Below are 19,400 nucleotides of genomic sequence, written 5' to 3' on the forward strand. Positions count from 1 at the left end.
CAAAGAGCCGTAAGTGCGGCTCTTTGTCGTTTTCAACAATAATTTATGATTAGTAAGCTCTTACTAACTTGCCTTCATGGTGGTTGGCATAGGCCTTATTCACCACTTTGTTACCGCCTTCGGTAGGGTAGTTGCCTGTGAAATACCAGTCGCCGGTATGCTGAGGGCAGGCCAGGTGCAGGTTATCTACAGTTTGGAATATGACGGCAAGCTCAGCGTTCAATCCTTGGGGCCTAATGATCTCCGCTATTTTATTGGACACCTCGTCGTCGGTAAACGGATCGTAGAGTGCCTTAACAAAATTGGTGTTATTAGGGTTTTTGGTCGCTATTGCGGTAACACACTGGGTGTATACCTCTTCGCGGAGGTGTTCCATATCTCGCTCTTCGATAAGGGCCATCGCCGCCCGGAAGGCCACGAAGTCCTTCATTCGCGACATATCGATGCCGTAGCAGTCGGGGAAGCGAATTTGAGGCGCAGAAGATACGACCACTATTTTCTTGGGGTTGAGCCTATCGAGCATCGTCAGAATACTTTTCTCGAGGGTAGTCCCCCTTACGATGGAGTCGTCGATGATCACCACGGTATCCACGTTTTTGCGCACGACCTCGAAGGTGGTGTCGTACACGCTAGAAACCATGTCGTCGCGTACTTCATCGGCAGTGATAAAGGTCCTCGATTTTACATCTTTGGTCACCAGTTTTTCAATACGCGGCCTAAAAGACAAAACCTTTTCTAAGTCTTCTTCGAATAAGATCCCTTCCATAATAGCCTGTTTACGCTTTTTGGAAAGGTATTCTTCTAGACCTTCAATCATCCCTAAAAAGGCGGTTTCGGCCGTATTGGGGATATACGAGAAAATAGTATGCTCTAAGTCGTAGTTGATTTCTTTCAGTATTTGAGGTATTAGTAGCTTACCCAGCTGCTTACGCTCATAGTAGATGTCTGGGTCGGTACCCCTCGAGAAATAGATTCTTTCGAAGCTACAGGATCTTTTCTCTAGACGCGGTAAGATGGGGAGCTCATTATACTCTCCATATTTATCGATGATCAGGGCTGAGCCTGGTGTTATTTCTTGGATTTGACCGTATTCTACGTTAAAGGCGGCCTTAATGGCTTGCTTCTCCGAAGCCACTACCACTACTTCGTCGTCGGCGTAGTAGAATGCAGGGCGAATACCGGCCGGGTCTCTGATTACAAAAGAGGCTCCATAGCCCGTCATGCCACACATGGCATAACCTCCGTCGAAGTCACGGCACGAGCGGTAAAGGAGTCTTTGGAGGTCGATATTCTCCTCTATTACATTCGAGAGGATAGGGTTTTCGTAAATCCCCTTAAATCTTTCAAAGACTCTTTGGTTCTCTTCGTCGAGGAAATGGCCGATTTTTTCCATGACGGTAACCGTATCCACTTTCTCTTTAGGATGTTGGCCAAGGGACACCAATTTGCCGAAAAGATCATCGACGTTGGTCATATTGAAGTTCCCCGCCATCACCAAATTCCGGCTTCTCCAATTACTTTGACGAAGCATGGGGTGGCAGTTCTCTACTTCATTGGTACCATGGGTGCCATAGCGCAGGTGTCCTAGCCAAACTTCACCGGTAAAGGCCAAGTTCTCTTGAAGCCATTGGGCATCGTTGGCCTTATCCTTATTGTTCTTAAGGCCTTTCCTGAACTTTTTATGAACTTTAGAGAAAATGTCCGTGAGGGGTTGAGGCTCCACGGATCGGTATCGGCTGATATACCTTTTGCCTGGTGGGATATCGATCTTGATGTTGGCAATTCCGGCACCATCTTGACCCCGATTAACCTGTTTTTCCATCATTACCGACAATTTATGGACCGCATAGAGCGGCGTATTGTACTTGTCAAGGTAATATTGATAAGGTTTCCTAAGACGAATAAGTGCTATCCCGCACTCATGCTTTATTGCGTCGCTCATATGTCGCGTTATGCGTTAGAATTGAATTCCTATGCAGTTTAAAAACGTATTCCGTTTGTTAATAAATCATTAACGAACAAAAAATAATCTTAGTTCGAAGAATCTTTGCAAAGGTACAAATCCTTTCCTTATTAATGACGTACAGGTTTACGAGATTCTTCTATAAATAGTCGGTTCTTGTGGAGGCTGGAGGAATTCTTGCCGTTGGGATAGGGTAATATCACCCTTATCTTGTTTACTTTGTAACTATATGCTTGAGACTGCGCTCAGCTATTTATCGATAGGGTATGCTCTATAAAACCAAAGGAATTGCCATTAGCTATATTCGGTTCAGAGAATCGTCTATTATCGCCAAAATATACACCGAATCTTTTGGTATACAGTCCTATATCGTCAACAGTGTGCGGAGCAGCAAGGCCAAAGGCAATAAGATAGCCCTGTTCCAGCCACTGACCCTGCTCGATTTGGTGGTGTACCATAAAGCCAAGCTTGATACGGTACATCGAATTTCGGAAATGAAATGTACCGTGCCTTTTCATTCTATCCCTTTCGACATTGCCAAATCGAGTATCGCCTTATTTTTAACCGAAATTCTTGGAAAAACCTTGAAGGAAGAAGAGGAAAACACCAAACTTTTTGACTTTTTAGTGCAGTCTATCCTCCATTTCGATGAGATGGAAGGAGAGTTTGAAAATTTCCATATACAGTTTTTGATTTACTATGCCTCCTATTTGGGTTTTGGTGTGGAAAGTATGTCTGAAATGGAGCGGGAGCTCCGGCAACATCATTCACCCTTTGGGGTAGATCCGCAACAGGACCAGGTGGTCGACGCCATATTGCAAAATATTGGCTATGGAAAGGTGCGGCTCGATCGGCGCAGTAGGGCCAACTTGTTGGAAAAACTTATTTTTTTCTATAAAATCCATAATGAAGGGATGGGTGATCTCAGATCCCTCGATGTGCTTCGAGAGGTACTGCGCTAACGATGCTTTTGCCGATAGATTCTGGCCTGATTTTAGTTAAAGTGTATGATAAATTGAAAAAAAATGATGCTATTATGAAATTACATCTGTCTTTATTATTTGCCTTGAGCCTACAGGTTGCTGTTGCCCAGGTACCCAAGGGGGCCTGGAAGTCGCAAGAGCCTACTGGAAGTACTTCCATGATGATTGTCGCTGACAATTACTTATCCATTGCTTCCTATAGTGTATTGAACAAATACTTCGAACGGACGGAGGGCGGGCCCTTTACCATGCAGGGCGACCAGCTGGTATATACCCCCGAATACAATACCGCCGACTCAACAAAAATAGGTATCCCCATTCATTTCACGGTGAGCCGTAAGGACGGGGTGCTTACCCTTCGGTATAAGGATGCCTGGGTATGGATGCAGGTCGACGACGCCCAAGGGGTGCCCATGGCGGGAGCCTGGCATATTACGGAGCGTGCCCAAGAAGGGAGCGATCAACTCGTGAAAATCCACCAGTCAGGAACAAGGAAAACATTGAAAATACTGTCGGCTACCCGTTTTCAATGGATCGCCATCGACCCCGCCAAGAAGGGCTTCTATGGAACCGGCGGCGGAACTTATAAGATAGAAAATGGGAAGTATACCGAGAAAATAGAGTTCTTCTCTAGAGATAATAATCGAGTGGGCGCCAGTCTTCAGTTCGACTGGGGGTTGCAAAATGGGCGTTGGGACCATAGCGGAAAAAGCAGCAAAGGCGCCTCCATTCATGAAATATGGGAGAAGATCCCTTGATCTTTTTGTCTCTAAGCTAGGTCTCCTTCTTTTTCGGCCATCCCGATTAAAGAAGGAGACCTTTTTATATAGGCCTCTAAGTAAGCGAACCTTTAATACTGAAGCCCTTTATTGGGAGCCAAGTATAGCGGCGATTGCGAGCCGTATAGAACAGGGCTTCATTTTTGATTGGCCATGGCTAGCAGCTAGACTTTTGGAACTGAAAACCGTCGGTAAAGTTCTGCCTCAGACCATCCGTTCAATACGCTTGTCGGGAATGATCCACAGGGCGGCCAGTAGGGCATAAATGACCTGACTAATGCGGGGTTCAAAGAAAGATATGGCCATGGCAGAGGCATATATGAGTAAGGAGGCCTTGGTCTTATAGTCCTTATTGAAGGCCAGAGCCACTTTAGAAGTAGGGCCCTCCTGCCGAATCACCTGCTGGGCTAGCAGGTACCATGCCAAGCTGGCCATGAACAGCACCAGGCCATACATGGCTACAGGTGCGGTAGAGTCATGATGCTCGCCCATCCATCCCGTAGCAAAAGGGAATAAGGAAAGCCAAAAAAGTAAATGCAAATTCGCCCAAAGAATTTTGCCGTTGACCCGTTCTGCAATTTGCCACAGATGATGGTGGTTGTTCCAATAGAGCCCTACATAAATAAAACTTAACAAATAACTGATTAAGGTGGGGATGAGGCCCTTTAAATCCTCAAAATGATCGCCATGTGGGAGCTTGAGTTCCAATACCATAATCGTAATAATGATGGCAAGTACGCCGTCGCTAAAGGCTTCTAGTCGGGAGGTGGTCATATATTTTTGAGCTGGTACGACTTTTGTTAATAGTGATGGTACCAAAAGTAATCAAGGGTGAATTCTTATCCGTTTTTACACCTTATTTATTACTAAAAGGAAATCTATTAGCGTGCTTATTTAGATTCTGTAAAAATAAATTCCAAGATTATTGGAATCATTCTAAATAGGGTGTAGCTTTGTACCGTTGCTAATCAAAAGATAGGGATGAACAGTTTCAATTTCAGTGAGCCAGTGTCGGAATGTGGAGACAAGGATGTGTGGACGAGGCGTATAGCGGAAGGGCCTGAATGTGTTTTTAAGAAATGTTGCGAGAAATATAAACGCAAGGGGAAGCATTGTAAGAGTTGTCCTAAGAAATAGATAAGACCTACCAAAAGGAGGATCCGTCGAGGGTCCTCCTTTTGGTTTTTAATAGCCGCCCTATACCTTCCTTTTCAGTTCAAAATGCTTGCCCAGGTACACCCTCCTCACCACTTCGTCTTCAGCGAGTTCTTCGGCAGTACCTTGTTTTAGTATTTTACCTTCGAAGAGCAGATAGGCTCTGTCGGTGATCGACAAGGTTTCGTTTACATTATGATCGGTGATCAGAATGCCAATATTCTTATGTTTTAGTTTGGCTACAATGCTTTGGATGTCCTCTACGGCTATTGGATCCACCCCCGCGAAGGGTTCGTCGAGCAGAATAAACTTTGGATTTACTGCCAAGGCACGGGCTATCTCCGTCCGGCGTCTTTCTCCACCCGACAGTACCATGCCCTTACTCTTGCGTACATGTTGCAAATGAAACTCTTCCATAAGCTCCTCCACTTTTTCTTTTTGTTGGCTTTTGGTTGTATCGGTGAGTTCCAATACGGCCTTTAAGTTCTCCTCGACGGTTAGGGTTCTAAATACCGATGCTTCTTGCGCCAGGTATCCCAGTCCTAGCCGGGCCCGTTTGTACATGGGTAGGCTGGTGATGTCCTGGTCGTCCAGATATACTTTCCCACTATTGGGCTTTACGAGGCCTACCGCCATATAGAAGGAGGTGGTTTTGCCGGCTCCATTGGGGCCTAACAGCCCGACGATCTCGCCTTGCTCCACTTGGTAGCTCACATTATTGTTGACCAATCGTGAGCCGTATTTTTTTATTAGATTCTCGGTTCTTAGTATCATGGCTATTGGTGTGGAAACAGGACTAAATAGGTTCGTGAAACTTGATATCTTTTAAGAACAATTGTAGGGTCGACTTATTTCTAAAATTATTTTCCTCCAAGTTATAGCAGATAGAAAACGGTTTTTTCTCTAGCAAATGGGGAAACGCTTGGGCCATGCCAAAGCCAATGGCCGTATAACACGCCGAATCGCCCTGTTGTACCTCAAACTTAATATGTTTTTCCTTCATGATGGTAGGATTGCCTACCAAGGTTACCGGAGTAGATGTAAAAACCGGGGTCATATTTCCAGGTCCAAAGGGCCCCATCTGTTTGAGAATTCGATAGAATTTTGGTGAAATGGCCCTTAGGTTGAGCTCCAAATCAATATCTATCAACGGAACAAGTTGCTCAGGAAGTATACTTCCGCTAACAATCTCTTCGAATCGCTGCCGAAAGGCTTGTATGTTTTCTATGGGCAAGGTAAGCCCAGCAGCAAAAGTATGGCCTCCAAATTGTTCGAGTAAGTCGGCGCATGATTCTATAGCTTCGTAGACGTCGAAGCCAGGTACTGAACGTGCGGAGCCCGCCGCTTTCCCATGCGACTGCGTTAATATAATGGTGGGCCGGTGGTACTGCTCAATGCACCGGCTGGCCACGATACCGATTACTCCTTTGTGCCAGTCTTCTTTATAGAGCACGGTACTATGGGCTTTGGAGAGCCCGTCGTCGTTGGCGATCATCGAAATGGCCTCCTCCGTGATGCTGCTATCAAATTTGCGCCGGTCGAGGTTGTGTATATTGATTTCTTCGGCAAAGGTCTCCGCTTCTTCCACATCCTCACTCAGTAAGAGGCGGACGGCCTCTTTGGCATGTTTGATTCGCCCTGCTGCATTGATGCGAGGGCCCAGGCCAAACACCACGTTGGTGATGTCGAGCGTGCCAGCCAGCCCTGCTATTTGGATCAGGGCCTTGATGCCGATACGGGGTTGGGTATTTAGTCGTTGGAGGCCATAGTAAGCCAAGATTCGGTTTTCACCCGTGATGGGTACAATGTCGGAGGCGATGCTAATCACCAGTAGGTCCAGATATTGCAATAGCAGGGCGGGATCGTGCTGTTGGCTTTGGCCAAAAGCTTGCAGGAGTTTGAACCCGACCCCACAACCGGTAAGCTCCTTATAAGGATAAGGACAGTCCGTTCTTTTAGGGTCGAGTACGGCTACTGCCGCCGGAAGCTGCTCGCCGGGCCGGTGGTGGTCGCATATAATAAAATCGATGCCATGTTTGCTGGCGGCTTCCACCTTATCCACCGACTTGATGCCGCAGTCTAGGGTAACGATCAGACTGAATCCATTTTCGGCGGCCCACTCGATACTTTGGGACGAGACCCCATAGCCCTCGTTATACCGGTCCGGAATGTAGTAGTCCATCCGATCGTAGTATTTGTGGAGATAGCCATAGAACAAGGTGACGGAAGTGGTGCCGTCAACATCATAATCGCCATAAACCAGTATTTTTTCTCCCTGGGCGATCGCCTTTTCCAAGCGCTCCACCGCCCGGTCCATGTCTTTCATTAAATAAGGGTCGTGGAGCTTATTAATGTCGGGTCGGAAAAACTCCTTGGCTTGGTCAAAATCGGTTACGGATCTTTGGACGAGTAGAGTCGCCAGGTTGGGATCCACCTGTAGGGAACTGCCGAGGCTGTCGGCCAATGCTTGTTGTTCAGTACTTAGTTGGGGGGCAATTTGCCAACGCTTTTCAATCATACTGCAAAGATAAGCGGAATATATCGTGTGTGTCAAAATCTATGTACCGGCTTGGGAGCAAAAAGCTGCCAGAAACCTTTTATCTTTGCATTTTATAATTTCACAGAGATGTTCGCTTGCCAATACCGAACCATAAGGTGTCGGGAATGGTTTTTGGGGCTTACGGTCTGTCTACTCTTTAAACATCCGATATGTCCCGTATACTTGCGATTGATTATGGCTCCAAAAGGACGGGAATAGCCGTTACCGACCCGCTGCAGATTATAGCCACCGCTTTGGAAACGGTTCGTACCCACGACTTGTTGGCCTATCTGGAGGCCTATGCCCAGCAGGAAGTCCTAGAGGCTTTTGTAGTTGGAATGCCTCGGAGGCTAGACAATACCGACAGTGAGAATGCGGCCAGAGTAAAAGCATTTATAAAATCACTGAAGAAGAAATTTCCGGAAATTCCAGTTTATGAGCACGACGAGCGGTTCACCTCTTCGATGGCCTTGCAGGTGATGATCGCCAATGGAAGCAAAAAGAGTGATCGGAAACAAAAAGGAAATATCGATAAGATCAGTGCGACGATCATCCTACAATCCTTTATGGAAAGTAGAGGTTTGTAAAATTTAGTATCCAGTTAAAAACTTATTTTTTAATACCCATGATATACCCAATTGTTGCCTATGGCGACCCGATACTTAGGAAAGAAACGAGATTTATAGAACAAGGGGAGCTTGATTTGAAGGAGATTTCGGACAATATGTTCGAAACCATGTATAATGCCAACGGAGTTGGGCTAGCCTCCCCTCAAGTAGGATTGAATATCCGTCTGTTTGTAGTGGATGGAACCCCGTTTACTGAAGAGGACGAAGATGATGAAGATGAGGATCCCGATCCATCTTTGGTCGACTTTAAGAAGGTGTTTGTCAATCCTGAAATTTTGGACCAAGATGGTGAGGAATGGGGTTTCGATGAGGGATGTTTGAGTATTCCGGGAATTCGGGGGGAAGTTTTTAGGCCGGAGCGAGTTAGAATTAGATATAGGGACTTGGAATGGAACGAGCATGAAGAGGTCTATGAAGGAGTAGCCGCCAGAATAATCCAGCATGAATACGACCATTTATTAGGAAAACTGTTTATCGATTATCTGCCCACTCTTAAGAAACAGTTTATAAAGAAAAAACTAACCGATATATCTAAAGGAAAGGTAGATGCTGACTACCGGATGAAATTCGCCTTAAGGAGATAAGAGCCCGTTTAAAAATAATGGAGAGGAGGCTACCAGCCGCCTCTTCATCGTTTTTAGGGCTTGGCCTAAAAACGAAATAGAAACGATGAAATCATAATAGACCTTAGCACGACTATTGTTGTAGGCAGACTTTTGATATCCAAAAAGCGATCACCAATCCTCTTGAAAATGGATTTCGGGAAGAATAGGGAAGTCGATAGCCGACGGCAATGTTAAAAAAGGTCGCGATCAAGTTAAATAAAGATACCCTATGGAAGTAAAAAATGACTTGCGAGTGGCCCTCGTTCAAACGGACTTATATTGGGAAAATAGCACGGCGAACTTCTCTGCTATAGAGGAAAAGATAGCCGCCATCGAGGAGCCGTTCGATTTGCTGTTGTTGCCTGAAATGTTTAGTACGGGCTTTACGATGAACACCCAGTGGGCCGAGCCGATGAATCTGACGGCTACGAAGTGGCTAAAACAAATGGCAGCAAAGTCTGAGGCCTTGGTGGTAGGGAGTGTGATGATTCAGGAGGCCAAGGCGTACTATAACCGCGTGTTTTGTGTCTTTCCCGACGGGAGCATCCAGACCTACGACAAGCGGCATTTGTTTAGAATGGGAGAGGAGCATCGGAGCTTCAGTGCCGGCGACACCCGGCTTGTCGTGGAGTGGAAAGGTTGGCGGATCTGTCCGTTGGTATGCTACGACTTACGCTTTCCGGTATGGAGCCGCAACAATCCCGACAGTCCCTATGACCTACTGCTATATGTGGCCAACTGGCCTGCGGCTAGGGCTTATGCCTGGAAAAGCCTGCTGGTAGCCCGAGCCATCGAAAACCAGGCCTACGTGGTGGGCGTCAATCGGGTAGGGGTCGATGGCCAGGGAATAGCCTATCAAGGCGACTCCCGGGTGATAGGCTGCTCGGGTGAGGTGGCCCTCGATATGGGGGATCGTGCCCAAGAGGCTGTGGTGTCTATTTCCTATAGTTTCCTGCAGGCATTTAGAGAAAAGTTTCCATTTCTTCAAGATGCGGACCCGTTCCAGATCCAATAAGCGCCTAACCCAAAAGAAAAAAGGGGCTTACTCAATTACTTTCGGAACCCGAATGTACTGTTCCGTTTTCGAGGGCGCATTCTCTAGCGCTTCTTCCCTTTTTAGCGTATTCTGAGCTATATCATCCCGCCAACGGTTGTTCTCTTGGCTGATGTGGGTGAGGGGGGCTATGCCTGTAGTATCCACTTCGTTGAGTTGTTCCATCCACGATAAAACGCTCTCCAAACTATTGATAAGGTTTTGGCTTTCTTGAGGTTTCACCTCTAGGCGAGCCAAATGAGCGATTTTGTCAAGGGTTTGCGCATCAATGTTCATGGTATTAAGTATTTGTTATTTATTACGGTAAGAGTACTAACTCACCAAAATTAGCACATAATTTGCAATTTTAAAGGATATACCCCTTATTCGTACCTTAGTATCGGATAGAGGGTTCTGTATGAAGGGCTTTCGTTGGGGTTCTATCCCGTCTTTTGAAAAGGAGGTTTCGGATACAGTAGTTTCAATCTGACATTGTCTTTATGACACGAAAGGAAGGAAAATGACATTTTATGGTTCTTATAGCGATCAGATAAATTTCTATATAGTTAATAGTGCAATTTGAATGATTACGATATATGGGTTATAAATAACTGTATTTCAGTGTGTAGCGTAATAATATTGGGGTGAGGTGAGTACTGGAAAGTCCTTATATAATATAATTTCTAGAGGTATTCGTTAAATATTTATTGAAATTTCTTATAAAATCCTTGCGCTTAATTAAAAGGAAAAATCATACTTTTGTGAGATAGGTAAACTCATAACCCAGTTCAAAATAATATTTTCTAAAAATCTGTTTTAACCAAAACTTTTATTTAATTCACAACCAAAATCTCAATTTAACCTTTAAAAGTAAGTCTGATGGAAAAGAAAGCAACAAACCCGGCACCAGCTCCAAAGCCCGCTGCGGCAGCATCAAAAGGCAAAGGCGGCCTTAACCCGGCGTTAGTAATCCCTGTTTTATTTGTTATTGCATTATGTATTTATCTATTTGTATTGGGAGATGCTTCCCACTTTAAAGATGGAGATCATGAAAAAGGCCCAATGGATGGCGATTACTACGGTATCGTTTATAAAGGGGGGCCTATCGTACCGATTTTGATGACTTGTTTCTTAATCGTACTAGTGTTTACCATCGAGCGTATGATTACCCTTGCTAAAGCGAACGGAAGCGGCAATATCGATGCCTTTGTTCGTAAATTGAGATCCCTTTTGGATAAAAACCAAATCGAAGAGGCTATCAAAGAATGTGACAAGCAAAAAGGTTCTGTAGGTAACGTAGTAAAAGCGGGTCTGTTGAAGTACAAGCAATTAACTACTGAAACTGAACTTGATAAAGAGCAAAAATTGGCGGCTCTTCAGAAGGAAATCGAAGAAGCAACTACTTTGGAACTTCCAATGCTTCAGAAAAACTTGACCATTATCGCAACTTTGGCTAGTGCTGCTACCCTTATCGCCCTTCTAGGAACGGTAATCGGTATGATCAAGGCCTTCGCCGCCTTGGGTACTTCTGGTTCTCCTGACTCTGCGGCTCTTGCAACGGGTATCTCTGAGGCCCTTATCAATACTGCCTTAGGAATTGGTACTTCTGCGATTGCAACCATTTCTTATGCTTATTTGAACAGCCGTGTTGACGATCTTACTTACAGCATTGATGAAATTGGCCTTAGCCTTCAATCAAATTTTGCTGCACATTATTAATAGTTGAAAAACTTTTAATGTGTAAGTTTCGTTAATATCTAAAAAACTTATATATTTGCTATGGGAAAAGTAAGACCTAAGAAGCATGCGCCGTTTACCGATATGACGGCGATGACTGATGTAGCGTTCTTACTTCTGACCTTCTTTATCATGACGGCTACCTTTAAGTCGAATGATGCCGAGATTAATACCCCGACATCGATTTCGCAAATCAAGGTGCCCGACGATAAAATCATGGTCATAAGTATAGACAAAGACGGTAAAGTCTACTTTGGTGTGGATGCACAACCAGTGCGTGTAGCCATGCTAGACAACATCGCTCAAACGAAAGGGATAACCTTCACCGACTTGGAAAGAAACAAGTTTGCTTTGCAAACGAGCTTCGGTATTCCTTTAAATCAATTGAAACCTTGGTTAAATATGAGCAAGGATCAAATGAATGAGGTGAAGCAGCCAGGAATTCCGGTCGATTCGACTGGAACCAGTGAATTAGCCGACTGGGTATATGCCGCAAGAAAGGCAGATCCCATGCTAAGAATTGCCCTGAAAGGGGATAACTTGGCGAAGTTTCCTGTATTTAAAGATGTACTCGCGAATCTGCAATCGCAGAATATCAACAAGTTCAACTTGATTACAGGTAGTGAAGCAGCTCCAGCAGGATTTGCTTCAGAGGAAACCACCGAAGAGTAATTGTTAATTATTAACTAAGAGCAAACATGGCAGCAATTGAAGAGAGCGGTGGTGGTGGTAAGGATGATGGCAAGGTAAGAGGTAAGAAAGTCTCGACCCGAGTAGACATGACCCCCATGGTGGATTTGGGATTCTTGTTGATCACCTTTTTCATGTTGGCGACGACAATGTCTAAGCCCACCTCCATGACGCTAGCCGTACCCGATAAGAATGACGATAAGGAACAGGCACAGTCCGAACCTTTGAGGGCTTCGAAAGTGTTGACCCTATTTATGGGAGGAGACGACGAAGTGTACTATCTTGACGGTATTGCGGCAGATGATGATGCAGCAGCTGAAAAACTAGGAACAACTAAATATGGCTACGATTTGAGAACTGTGATCTTTACTTCGCAGAAAAGAATCAACAGCCAGAACCCGAAAGACGAAAAAGGCAACGATGCTTTCGTTGTCGTAATTAAGCCAACTCCGGCCTCTACCTACAAAAATATGGTGGATGTGCTCGACGAAATGGCCATTACAAAGTCTAAGCGGTATGCCCTAGTGGACAACTTGACTGACTCAGAGAAAAAAGTACTAGGAGACAAAATATCGACTCCTGAAAAGTAAGTGAGTATTAAACCTAATAATTTAAACGCCATGGCAGATTTAGGCCCGAATGCAACACTGGATGATATAGTGTTTGCGAATCGTAATAAGGCGTATGGTGCATTTTCACTCCGTCGGGGTTACCGGTCGGATGTTACAAAGGCAACAATTATAGGTGCAGCTTTATTCGTTTTCGGCATGTTTGCCCCTACTATTATCAGTAGCTTGTCCAAAACCCAAGAAGAAGAGGCCCCTATGGTGGAAGTCGATTTGATGAAAATACCACCACCGCCCATTGATCCTGCGGAACCGCCACCGCCACCGCCGCCGCCAGTAGAGCAGCCTAAGGTGAACACGGTGAAGTTCCTACCTCCTGAGGTTAAAAAGGATGAAGAGGTACCCATCGAGACTCCTCCTCCAACAGTAGAGGAAATTAAGGAGGCTGTTGTGGCTAACGAAACAGTAAAAGGTGACCCTAACGCCAATGAGCTTATTATTGCTCCTGAAGCGGTAGCGGCTCCAAGTAAGGGTACAGTCGTAGAAGCGGCTCCCGAACCGGAGAAAATCTTTACTGTGGTAGAGCAACAACCTGAGTTCCCAGGGGGAACCTCGGAGATGTATAAGTATCTTGGTAAAAACATCAAGTACCCAAGTGCTGCCTCTCGTGCCAACGTTTCTGGACGTGTATTCTTGTCCTTCGTTGTTAACGTAGATGGTAGTATTCAAGATGTTTCCGTTTTGAAAGGCCTTGGATTCGGTTGCGATGAAGAAGCCATGCGGGTGGTGAAAGCCATGCCAAAATGGAAGCCAGGAAAGCAGTCAGGTCGTGCTGTACGTGTAAAGTATAACCTGCCCATCAATTTCCAACTTGAGTAATCATGAGGGAAAGACCATTGCATGAGAAGATCACCGATCTAGCCTCTGTGTTGATGGCATTAACATATGCAGGAGGAGGGATCTATCTGATCTCCTCCTCCTTGTCTTTTAGCTTGATGCCAGTCGGGAGTGTAACACGTTATGCATTTGCTGGCATACTTATTTTATACGGCCTTCTGAGAGGATTTAGAATCTGGAAAAAATGGAGAGATTGATTTTGGGAAATATGAAGGGATTGCTGCTCATCGTGTCGCTAACCTGTTTTTTGGCTGCTTGCAACCAGAGCAACGAGCGCCTTGACAACCCCACAAGAGGAGAGATTACTGTAGCGTCGGATGAGTCGTTTAAGCCACTGGTCGACGCCTTAACCAACGCCTATGAAGGAATCTACCCCAATGCCCATTTTATTTTAGATTATAAGCCAGAGCAGAATGCTATATTGCAACTTTTGCAGGATAGCGCCCGTATCGTATTTGCAACACGTGAGCTAAACGATAAGGAAAAAGAAATTATAAGGCGTCAGAAGGGGTCGCAAAGGGCTCAGCACATCGCTACCGATGGGCTGGCACTGGTGGTAAGTAATGCCAATACCGATTCTTTGATGACGCTTCGACAAGTGAAGGAGATTTTCGAGGGGAAAATAAAGACCTGGGAACAACTCGAAGGAGGAAATACCCAAGGGCTAATTACCTTGGTGTTCGATAATATTAATGCGAGTAACCTAAACTTCGTTTTGGATAAATTTGGCCTTAAATCGATCGACCACCTGCGGGTGATATCGGCCGGTTCCAACGAAAAAGTGATTGAAATGATCCGTGAGAACCCAAAATATTTGGGCTTTATTGGGGTTAGCTGGATCAGTGATGGTCATGCCATCCGATCGGCAGAGCTCTCGAAAGGGATTAACGTCCTAGGAATTTCTGAAAGTGACAAACCTGAAAGTAAAGCGGAATATATCCAACCTTTTCAAAGTGGATTGGAATTTAAAAGATATCCCCTGCACAGAGAATTGTATATTCTCAGTAGAGAAGGGTATTCGGGCCTTGGTGGAGGGCTTATGACCTATATTGCCAGGGATGTAGGAGGGCTTATCATTCAAAAGATGGGGCTGCTACCTACCGTACCCTATCCACGGCAGTTAGAGATTACTACTGGAAATAATTTTTAGAATTGCTATTACTATTTATTACATTTGGAATTTGTTATTGAATAAGCAAATTTTTTATCATTAAATTAACCGGGTAAAAAATGTACAAGAAGATGAAAAGTAAATTAATTTTAGTTGCCTTGGGGGTTATGTCATTCCTGGGTGTACACGCACAGTCTGTTCAGGATGGGGTGGCTTTGCTCCACGGTGAGAAGGTGAAAGAGGCGGAAGAGGTTTTTAAAAAACTGGCAGCAGATGGTTCATCAGCAGACAATCAGTTTTACCTTGGTTACTTTTATGTGAAGAACGACCAGTTGGATGAAGCCAAAAAGGCCTTCGACAAAGGTCTGGAAATGGATTCTAAATCCTATCTGAATATGGTGGGTCAGGGAATGGTAGAGCTTGGAAAGGGCAATAAAGCCGCTGCCAAGGAACTTTTTGACCTAGCCGAAAAGAAAAAGAAAAAGGATGCTGAAGTGCTTTACCGGATTGGAGAAGCCTACACGCTTTTCGAAAAGAATAGCGATCCTGCAGAAGCCATTCGACTTTTGGATGAAGCCGTAAAGAGAGACAACTCCCTGGCCGACGCTTACCTCGTAAAAGGTGATGCGCTTATGATGCGTAATGAAGGTGGTGCTGCTGTGACGGCTTATGAATATGCCTTGACTGCTAAGCCAAACTATGCCGTGGCGCATAACCGTATTGGACAGGTGTACCTAAGAGGTAAAAATTACAACCTTGCTCTAGAGAATTATAAAAAGGCTATTGAGGCTAACCCCGATTTTGCTCCCGCTTATAAGGACCTTGCTGAGCTTTACTTTTTGGCTCGTCAGTACAAAAAAGCAGCTGAAAATTTTGACCTTTACCTTACCAAAAGCGGTAATATCAGCGTGGATATGCAGCTTAGAGCTTCTAAATTCGCCTTTACTGCCGACGACTACAGCAAATCGATACAGCTATTGGATGATTTGAAAGGGCGTTCTGATGATCCTATCATCAAAAGGATGTATGGCTGGTCTTACTTCAAGACCAACGAACCTGAGAAATCGGTTCAATACCTGGAAGACTTTATCAAGACTGCCCCCGAAAAAGTTATTTCTGACGATTATAAATTTTTAGGTCGGGCTTACAACTTAATGGAGACAGAAGGAAAAGGGTACGACTCATTAGGCGTTGTATATATGCTCAAAGGAGCCGATATCGATACCAGTGCTACTGACGCCGCTGCGACCTATAAGGAAGTTGCTGGCTTGTACTATGGTGCCAAGGATTTCAAAAAGGCGGCGCCTACTTACAAAAAAGGTATTGAGCTAGATACTACCAAAGCTACTCCTAACGACTTGTTTTATCTTGGATTGTCTTATTTCCAACAAGCTACCAATATCGTAGTGCCCGCCGGATCGCCCGACAGCGCCGCGGTAGCTGCACGTAAGAAAGGCCTTTACCTTTCTGCAGATTCAAGCTTTAAGGCAGTAACTCTAAAGACTCCAGATTGGCCATTTGCTTATTACTGGAGAGCTAGCTCGTTGTACAATGCTTACGACAGACAAGAGAATATCGATAAGGGTATTTCTGCACCTTATTACGAGAAATTGACTGAGCTCGCTGAAAAAGACGAGGATCCTTCGAAATATAACGGATACCTAAAGCTTGCTTATGGCTACTTGGCGTTCTATTACCAGTCCACTATGAACGACGAAGCAAAGTCGAAAGCGACATGGGAAAAGTTACTGGCCATAGATCCTGACAATGCCAATGCCAAAGAAGCCTTGGGATTGAATGAAGCGGCTGCTACTACTGAGCAAAAGTAGCTTGCAGTAGTAATTGTCTGAAAGATAAAAAGCCCCCTTGGATCCGTCCAAGGGGGCTTGCTATTTTAAAAGGTAAGTACTTACGAGGTCAAGGTGAAACAGCTATCCAGAACGGGTAAATGAACTGAGCTGTAGTTTTCATAACACCATAATCTTAAACGTTTCACTTCAGCTGGCATTAACATTCGAATCGCCTTACGCAATTCTTTCTCAAACAACCTACGATCAAAACTTACCTTTTGCAGAATAATTTTAATGTATTCAAGCATTGAGGCCATTGTTTTTTTAGTTTTGTGGTTTAGGGTGAAACAAATCTATTTTTGGAAAAAACTCTTTGAAAAGCGTTAAATAGTATTGATCTGTTCAACAATATAAATTTAACGAAATTTATTGATGAAAGTATATATTCTAGCCTGTATTATTTCGTTTATTTTTTGCACTATTCAGGCTCAAACGCCAAATAATAGTGCGAAAATTGTATTCAATGGCGAATTTATAACGTTGTCGGATCCTTTAGTGATTTCCGTCGTGCTTACCGACACAGAAAAACGCCCCTCAATAACGTTTCCTGACATCGACGGTTTGGAAAAACGAAGTAAGTCTGCCACTAGCCGGTCAGAACAAGAAGATGGTAAAACCGTTGTCATTCAGAAGATTAGCCAGGAGTATTTCGCATCTAAGGCCGGGAAGTATATTATTCCTGCCTTTAGCTTACGAGTGAATGGGCAAAATCTTAAGTCGGAGCAACGTACCGTCGTTTTTTCGGAAAGGGAGGTTGAGCAGGAGCAAGAGGGCGATACCGACTTATTACTGCCTGCCCTAACAAAAATAGATAACTGTGTGTTCTTTTCGGTGTATACCGATAAAAAAATGGTCTACATTCGGGAGGGGTTTTCCTTGGGTATATCCCTATATATTTCAGAAGATGCTCCAGTAGAAATGGAGTTTTATAGGTTTAATGAGCAATTGCAGGCTATTTTGACCAAGGTGAAGCCGCTTGGTTGTTGGGAGGAGAACATTGGTATCGAGGAGATCGTCAAGCGCCGGGTGCGCATTCAGGGACGCTTCTATACCGAGTATAATATGTACCGGGCCAATTTCTTTCCATTAAAATTGGAAGATATTAATATTCCGTCTGTAGGCCTCAATATGCTGGTGGTGGATCGTAAAGGGACCGTGAATGTAGAAACCAAGGTGGTCGAGCCTTTTTATTCTAGGGCTTTTAGTATAGGCGTCAAGCCCTTGCCAGCGCACCCCCTTCGCGATAGGGTGGCGGTGGGCGCATATAGGTTGGAGGAACGCCTTTCTAACGATAAAGTATACCCAGGGGAGAGTATTCGTTATCAGTTCAAGATAGTAGGCCAGGGTAATATCGTAGGGATACCCGCACCGGACATCACCCCAAGTTCGGCATTCGACTTTTATGCTCCAGAGCTCAGCCAGGAGGTGCGACGGACGGGGAAAGGGGTGTCTGGCGAAAAAGGCTTCGAGTATTTTGTGGTGCCTCGAAAAGACGGTACCTTCCCCCTGAGTAGGTATTTTCAGTGGGTGTATTTTAATAATGAAAAAGAAAAGTATGATACATTAAGGTCGGCACTGACCTTGCAAGTCCTAGGAGCCGACTACATGCCGGGAAGGCTGTCTGAAGATACTGGCCATGGTCTGTACGACAACCTAGAAGGGCGGGACACGAGCTTAAATTTTATAAATTATTCGTTAATATTGAAGAATCTGTCCAATCTGGTCGTAATTTTATTGCTGTTAGTATTGATTTGGATTTTCAGAAAATAATTGGAATGGGTAGTACATACGGTAAGATTTTTAATATTTCTACATTTGGAGAGTCGCACGGGTCAGGAATTGGCGTAGTGATAGACGGCTGTCCTGCAGGGTTGGAGTTCGACTCTGATTTTATTCAACAAGAACTTACCCGCCGGAAGCCAGGGCAGTCGAGGATTACTACCCAACGCAAGGAAGCCGACGAGTTTGAAGTGCTTTCGGGGGTGTTTGAGGGTAAAACCACCGGTACTCCTATCGCCTTGTTGATACGCAACGAAGACCAGCGAAGCAAAGATTATTCACATATTGCGGCTCAGTATAGGCCTTCTCACGCCGACTACACCTATCAAGAGAAATATGGACTACGCGACTATAGAGGGGGAGGGAGAAGTTCGGCAAGAGAAACTGCGGCTAGAGTAGCAGCAGGGGCTATTGCCAAAACCCTTCTCAAAGGCATAGGAGTCCGTATCCAAGCGTATGTCTCACAGGTAGGTGCGATGCGTCTGGAGGTGCCCTATACCGAGCTCGATTTGTCGGTTACCGAGTCCAATGCGGTTCGTTGCCCCGATGCTGAAATGGCCGGTAAAATGTTTGATTATATCGATACCATCCGTAAGCAAGGCGATTCGGTAGGAGGGGTCGTCAACTGTGTGGTACAAGGTGCACCAGTGGGATGGGGAGAGCCCGTTTTCGATAAGCTTCATGCCGAGCTTGGCAAGGCGATGTTGAGTATTAATGCCGTTAAAGGGTTTGAGTATGGCTCCGGCTTCGAGGGAGTTGCCTTATTAGGTTCGGAGCATAACGATCCGTTTTATTTGGAAGAAACGGGGCAAGTCAGGACACGTTCCAATCATTCGGGCGGTATTCAGGGCGGTATTTCCAATGGCGAAGACATCTATTTTAAGGTGGCCTTTAAGCCTGTAGCCACTATTATGCAGGATCAGGAAAGTGTTGATCAGCATGGAGACAAGGCCATTGTGCAAGGCAAAGGACGGCACGACCCCTGTGTAGTACCCCGGGCTGTACCTATAGTAGAAGCCATGGCGGCGTTGGTATTAGCCGACTTTTATTTAAGGAATTTAAGTGCGAAGGTACCGGGATGATT

General features: G+C 45.0%; 19 protein-coding genes. 13 read left to right on the forward strand and 6 right to left on the reverse strand.

The window, feature by feature from the left end; all coding sequences use genetic code 11:
- Positions 1-49: 49 nt before the first annotated feature.
- Positions 50-1,942: an amidophosphoribosyltransferase gene (locus tag CLV98_RS00640; protein ID WP_109671948.1), complete on the reverse strand. Its 1,893-nt coding sequence runs from the start codon at positions 1,940-1,942 to the stop codon at positions 50-52.
- A 287-nt stretch (positions 1,943-2,229) separates the two neighbouring features.
- Here CLV98_RS00640 and recO point away from each other — a divergent pair, with 287 nt between their 5' ends.
- Together recO and CLV98_RS00650 are read left to right on the forward strand one after the other, a co-directional pair.
- Positions 2,230-2,925: a DNA repair protein RecO gene (gene recO / locus CLV98_RS00645; RefSeq protein WP_109671950.1), complete on the forward strand. Its 696-nt coding sequence runs from the start codon at positions 2,230-2,232 to the stop codon at positions 2,923-2,925.
- Between the two features lie 74 nt (positions 2,926-2,999).
- The gene (locus tag CLV98_RS00650; protein ID WP_109673005.1) at positions 3,000-3,704 is read left to right on the forward strand and encodes a DUF4488 domain-containing protein; all 705 of its coding nucleotides are present in this window, start codon (positions 3,000-3,002) and stop codon (positions 3,702-3,704) included.
- Positions 3,705-3,929: 225 nt separating this feature from the next.
- Here CLV98_RS00650 and CLV98_RS00655 read toward each other — a convergent pair whose 3' ends face one another.
- From CLV98_RS00655 to recJ, 3 genes are all read right to left on the reverse strand, one after another.
- On the reverse strand, positions 3,930-4,499 hold the full coding sequence (locus tag CLV98_RS00655; RefSeq protein ID WP_109671952.1) for a TMEM175 family protein: 570 nt from the start codon (positions 4,497-4,499) through the stop codon (positions 3,930-3,932).
- 423 nt (positions 4,500-4,922) lie between these two features.
- The gene (lptB, locus tag CLV98_RS00660) at positions 4,923-5,654 is read right to left on the reverse strand and encodes an LPS export ABC transporter ATP-binding protein (RefSeq protein WP_109671953.1); all 732 of its coding nucleotides are present in this window, start codon (positions 5,652-5,654) and stop codon (positions 4,923-4,925) included.
- Positions 5,655-5,676: 22 nt separating this feature from the next.
- Positions 5,677-7,398, reverse strand: a complete 1,722-nt coding sequence (recJ, locus tag CLV98_RS00665; RefSeq protein ID WP_109671955.1) for a single-stranded-DNA-specific exonuclease RecJ — start codon at positions 7,396-7,398, stop codon at positions 5,677-5,679.
- A 191-nt stretch (positions 7,399-7,589) separates the two neighbouring features.
- Here recJ and ruvX point away from each other — a divergent pair, with 191 nt between their 5' ends.
- The 3 genes from ruvX to CLV98_RS00680 all read left to right on the forward strand — a co-directional run bounded on the left by ruvX (position 7,590) and on the right by CLV98_RS00680 (position 9,668).
- Positions 7,590-8,006: a Holliday junction resolvase RuvX gene (gene ruvX / locus CLV98_RS00670; protein WP_109671957.1), complete on the forward strand. Its 417-nt coding sequence runs from the start codon at positions 7,590-7,592 to the stop codon at positions 8,004-8,006.
- A 38-nt stretch (positions 8,007-8,044) separates the two neighbouring features.
- Positions 8,045-8,632 carry a peptide deformylase gene (def, locus tag CLV98_RS00675; protein WP_109671958.1) on the forward strand — a complete coding sequence of 196 codons (588 nt, stop codon included), beginning with the start codon at positions 8,045-8,047 and terminating at the stop codon, positions 8,630-8,632.
- Between the two features lie 250 nt (positions 8,633-8,882).
- A complete protein-coding gene (locus CLV98_RS00680) occupies positions 8,883-9,668 on the forward strand; it encodes an amidohydrolase (RefSeq protein WP_109671960.1) in 786 nt (261 codons plus the stop codon).
- 27 nt (positions 9,669-9,695) lie between these two features.
- Here CLV98_RS00680 and gatC read toward each other — a convergent pair whose 3' ends face one another.
- Positions 9,696-9,983 carry an Asp-tRNA(Asn)/Glu-tRNA(Gln) amidotransferase subunit GatC gene (gene gatC / locus CLV98_RS00685; protein WP_109671961.1) on the reverse strand — a complete coding sequence of 96 codons (288 nt, stop codon included), beginning with the start codon at positions 9,981-9,983 and terminating at the stop codon, positions 9,696-9,698.
- Positions 9,984-10,565: 582 nt separating this feature from the next.
- Between gatC and CLV98_RS00690 the strand changes: the two genes are divergently transcribed.
- The 6 genes from CLV98_RS00690 to CLV98_RS00720 all read left to right on the forward strand — a co-directional run bounded on the left by CLV98_RS00690 (position 10,566) and on the right by CLV98_RS00720 (position 16,516).
- Positions 10,566-11,405 carry a MotA/TolQ/ExbB proton channel family protein gene (locus tag CLV98_RS00690; RefSeq protein ID WP_109671963.1) on the forward strand — a complete coding sequence of 280 codons (840 nt, stop codon included), beginning with the start codon at positions 10,566-10,568 and terminating at the stop codon, positions 11,403-11,405.
- Positions 11,406-11,465: 60 nt separating this feature from the next.
- Positions 11,466-12,095: an ExbD/TolR family protein gene (locus tag CLV98_RS00695; RefSeq protein ID WP_109671964.1), complete on the forward strand. Its 630-nt coding sequence runs from the start codon at positions 11,466-11,468 to the stop codon at positions 12,093-12,095.
- A gap of 26 nt (positions 12,096-12,121) precedes the next feature.
- Complete coding sequence (locus CLV98_RS00700) at positions 12,122-12,703, forward strand: ExbD/TolR family protein (protein ID WP_109671966.1); 582 nt, start codon at positions 12,122-12,124, stop codon at positions 12,701-12,703.
- 30 nt (positions 12,704-12,733) lie between these two features.
- A complete protein-coding gene (locus tag CLV98_RS00705) occupies positions 12,734-13,558 on the forward strand; it encodes an energy transducer TonB (RefSeq protein ID WP_109671967.1) in 825 nt (274 codons plus the stop codon).
- Positions 13,559-13,760: 202 nt separating this feature from the next.
- Positions 13,761-14,726 carry a PstS family phosphate ABC transporter substrate-binding protein gene (locus tag CLV98_RS00715; RefSeq protein WP_229203142.1) on the forward strand — a complete coding sequence of 322 codons (966 nt, stop codon included), beginning with the start codon at positions 13,761-13,763 and terminating at the stop codon, positions 14,724-14,726.
- A gap of 92 nt (positions 14,727-14,818) precedes the next feature.
- On the forward strand, positions 14,819-16,516 hold the full coding sequence (locus tag CLV98_RS00720; protein WP_229203143.1) for a tetratricopeptide repeat protein: 1,698 nt from the start codon (positions 14,819-14,821) through the stop codon (positions 16,514-16,516).
- An 80-nt stretch (positions 16,517-16,596) separates the two neighbouring features.
- Here the strand turns inward: CLV98_RS00720 and CLV98_RS23820 are convergent, their stop codons facing one another.
- Positions 16,597-16,794 (reverse strand): hypothetical protein, encoded by a 198-nt coding sequence (locus CLV98_RS23820; RefSeq protein WP_109671972.1) that lies wholly within the window; start codon positions 16,792-16,794, stop codon positions 16,597-16,599.
- A gap of 115 nt (positions 16,795-16,909) precedes the next feature.
- Here CLV98_RS23820 and CLV98_RS00730 point away from each other — a divergent pair, with 115 nt between their 5' ends.
- Both CLV98_RS00730 and aroC read left to right on the forward strand, forming a co-directional pair.
- Entirely contained in the window at positions 16,910-18,307 is a 1,398-nt protein-coding gene (locus tag CLV98_RS00730; RefSeq protein WP_109671974.1) for a BatD family protein, read from the forward strand.
- Between the two features lie 5 nt (positions 18,308-18,312).
- Positions 18,313-19,398, forward strand: a complete 1,086-nt coding sequence (gene aroC / locus CLV98_RS00735) for a chorismate synthase (protein ID WP_109673007.1) — start codon at positions 18,313-18,315, stop codon at positions 19,396-19,398.
- Positions 19,399-19,400 lie beyond the last annotated feature (2 nt).

The sequence above is a fragment of the Dyadobacter jejuensis genome (assembly GCF_003149085.1).
In the GTDB taxonomy this organism is placed as follows: domain Bacteria; phylum Bacteroidota; class Bacteroidia; order Cytophagales; family Spirosomataceae; genus Dyadobacter; species Dyadobacter jejuensis.

Excerpts from the sequence above, each read along its gene's own strand:
- CLV98_RS00640 (WP_109671948.1), bottom strand. The coding sequence starts at position 1,942 with ATGAGCGACGCAATAAAGCATGAGTGCGGGATAGCACTTATTCGTCTT.
- recO (WP_109671950.1), top strand. The coding sequence starts at position 2,230 with ATGCTCTATAAAACCAAAGGAATTGCCATTAGCTATATTCGGTTCAGA.
- CLV98_RS00650 (WP_109673005.1), top strand. The coding sequence starts at position 3,000 with ATGAAATTACATCTGTCTTTATTATTTGCCTTGAGCCTACAGGTTGCT.
- CLV98_RS00655 (WP_109671952.1), bottom strand. The coding sequence starts at position 4,499 with ATGACCACCTCCCGACTAGAAGCCTTTAGCGACGGCGTACTTGCCATC.
- lptB (WP_109671953.1), bottom strand. The coding sequence starts at position 5,654 with ATGATACTAAGAACCGAGAATCTAATAAAAAAATACGGCTCACGATTG.
- recJ (WP_109671955.1), bottom strand. The coding sequence starts at position 7,398 with ATGATTGAAAAGCGTTGGCAAATTGCCCCCCAACTAAGTACTGAACAA.
- ruvX (WP_109671957.1), top strand. The coding sequence starts at position 7,590 with ATGTCCCGTATACTTGCGATTGATTATGGCTCCAAAAGGACGGGAATA.
- def (WP_109671958.1), top strand. The coding sequence starts at position 8,045 with ATGATATACCCAATTGTTGCCTATGGCGACCCGATACTTAGGAAAGAA.
- CLV98_RS00680 (WP_109671960.1), top strand. The coding sequence starts at position 8,883 with ATGGAAGTAAAAAATGACTTGCGAGTGGCCCTCGTTCAAACGGACTTA.
- gatC (WP_109671961.1), bottom strand. The coding sequence starts at position 9,983 with ATGAACATTGATGCGCAAACCCTTGACAAAATCGCTCATTTGGCTCGC.
- CLV98_RS00690 (WP_109671963.1), top strand. The coding sequence starts at position 10,566 with ATGGAAAAGAAAGCAACAAACCCGGCACCAGCTCCAAAGCCCGCTGCG.
- CLV98_RS00695 (WP_109671964.1), top strand. The coding sequence starts at position 11,466 with ATGGGAAAAGTAAGACCTAAGAAGCATGCGCCGTTTACCGATATGACG.
- CLV98_RS00700 (WP_109671966.1), top strand. The coding sequence starts at position 12,122 with ATGGCAGCAATTGAAGAGAGCGGTGGTGGTGGTAAGGATGATGGCAAG.
- CLV98_RS00705 (WP_109671967.1), top strand. The coding sequence starts at position 12,734 with ATGGCAGATTTAGGCCCGAATGCAACACTGGATGATATAGTGTTTGCG.
- CLV98_RS00715 (WP_229203142.1), top strand. The coding sequence starts at position 13,761 with ATGGAGAGATTGATTTTGGGAAATATGAAGGGATTGCTGCTCATCGTG.
- CLV98_RS00720 (WP_229203143.1), top strand. The coding sequence starts at position 14,819 with ATGAAAAGTAAATTAATTTTAGTTGCCTTGGGGGTTATGTCATTCCTG.
- CLV98_RS23820 (WP_109671972.1), bottom strand. The coding sequence starts at position 16,794 with ATGGCCTCAATGCTTGAATACATTAAAATTATTCTGCAAAAGGTAAGT.
- CLV98_RS00730 (WP_109671974.1), top strand. The coding sequence starts at position 16,910 with ATGAAAGTATATATTCTAGCCTGTATTATTTCGTTTATTTTTTGCACT.
- aroC (WP_109673007.1), top strand. The coding sequence starts at position 18,313 with ATGGGTAGTACATACGGTAAGATTTTTAATATTTCTACATTTGGAGAG.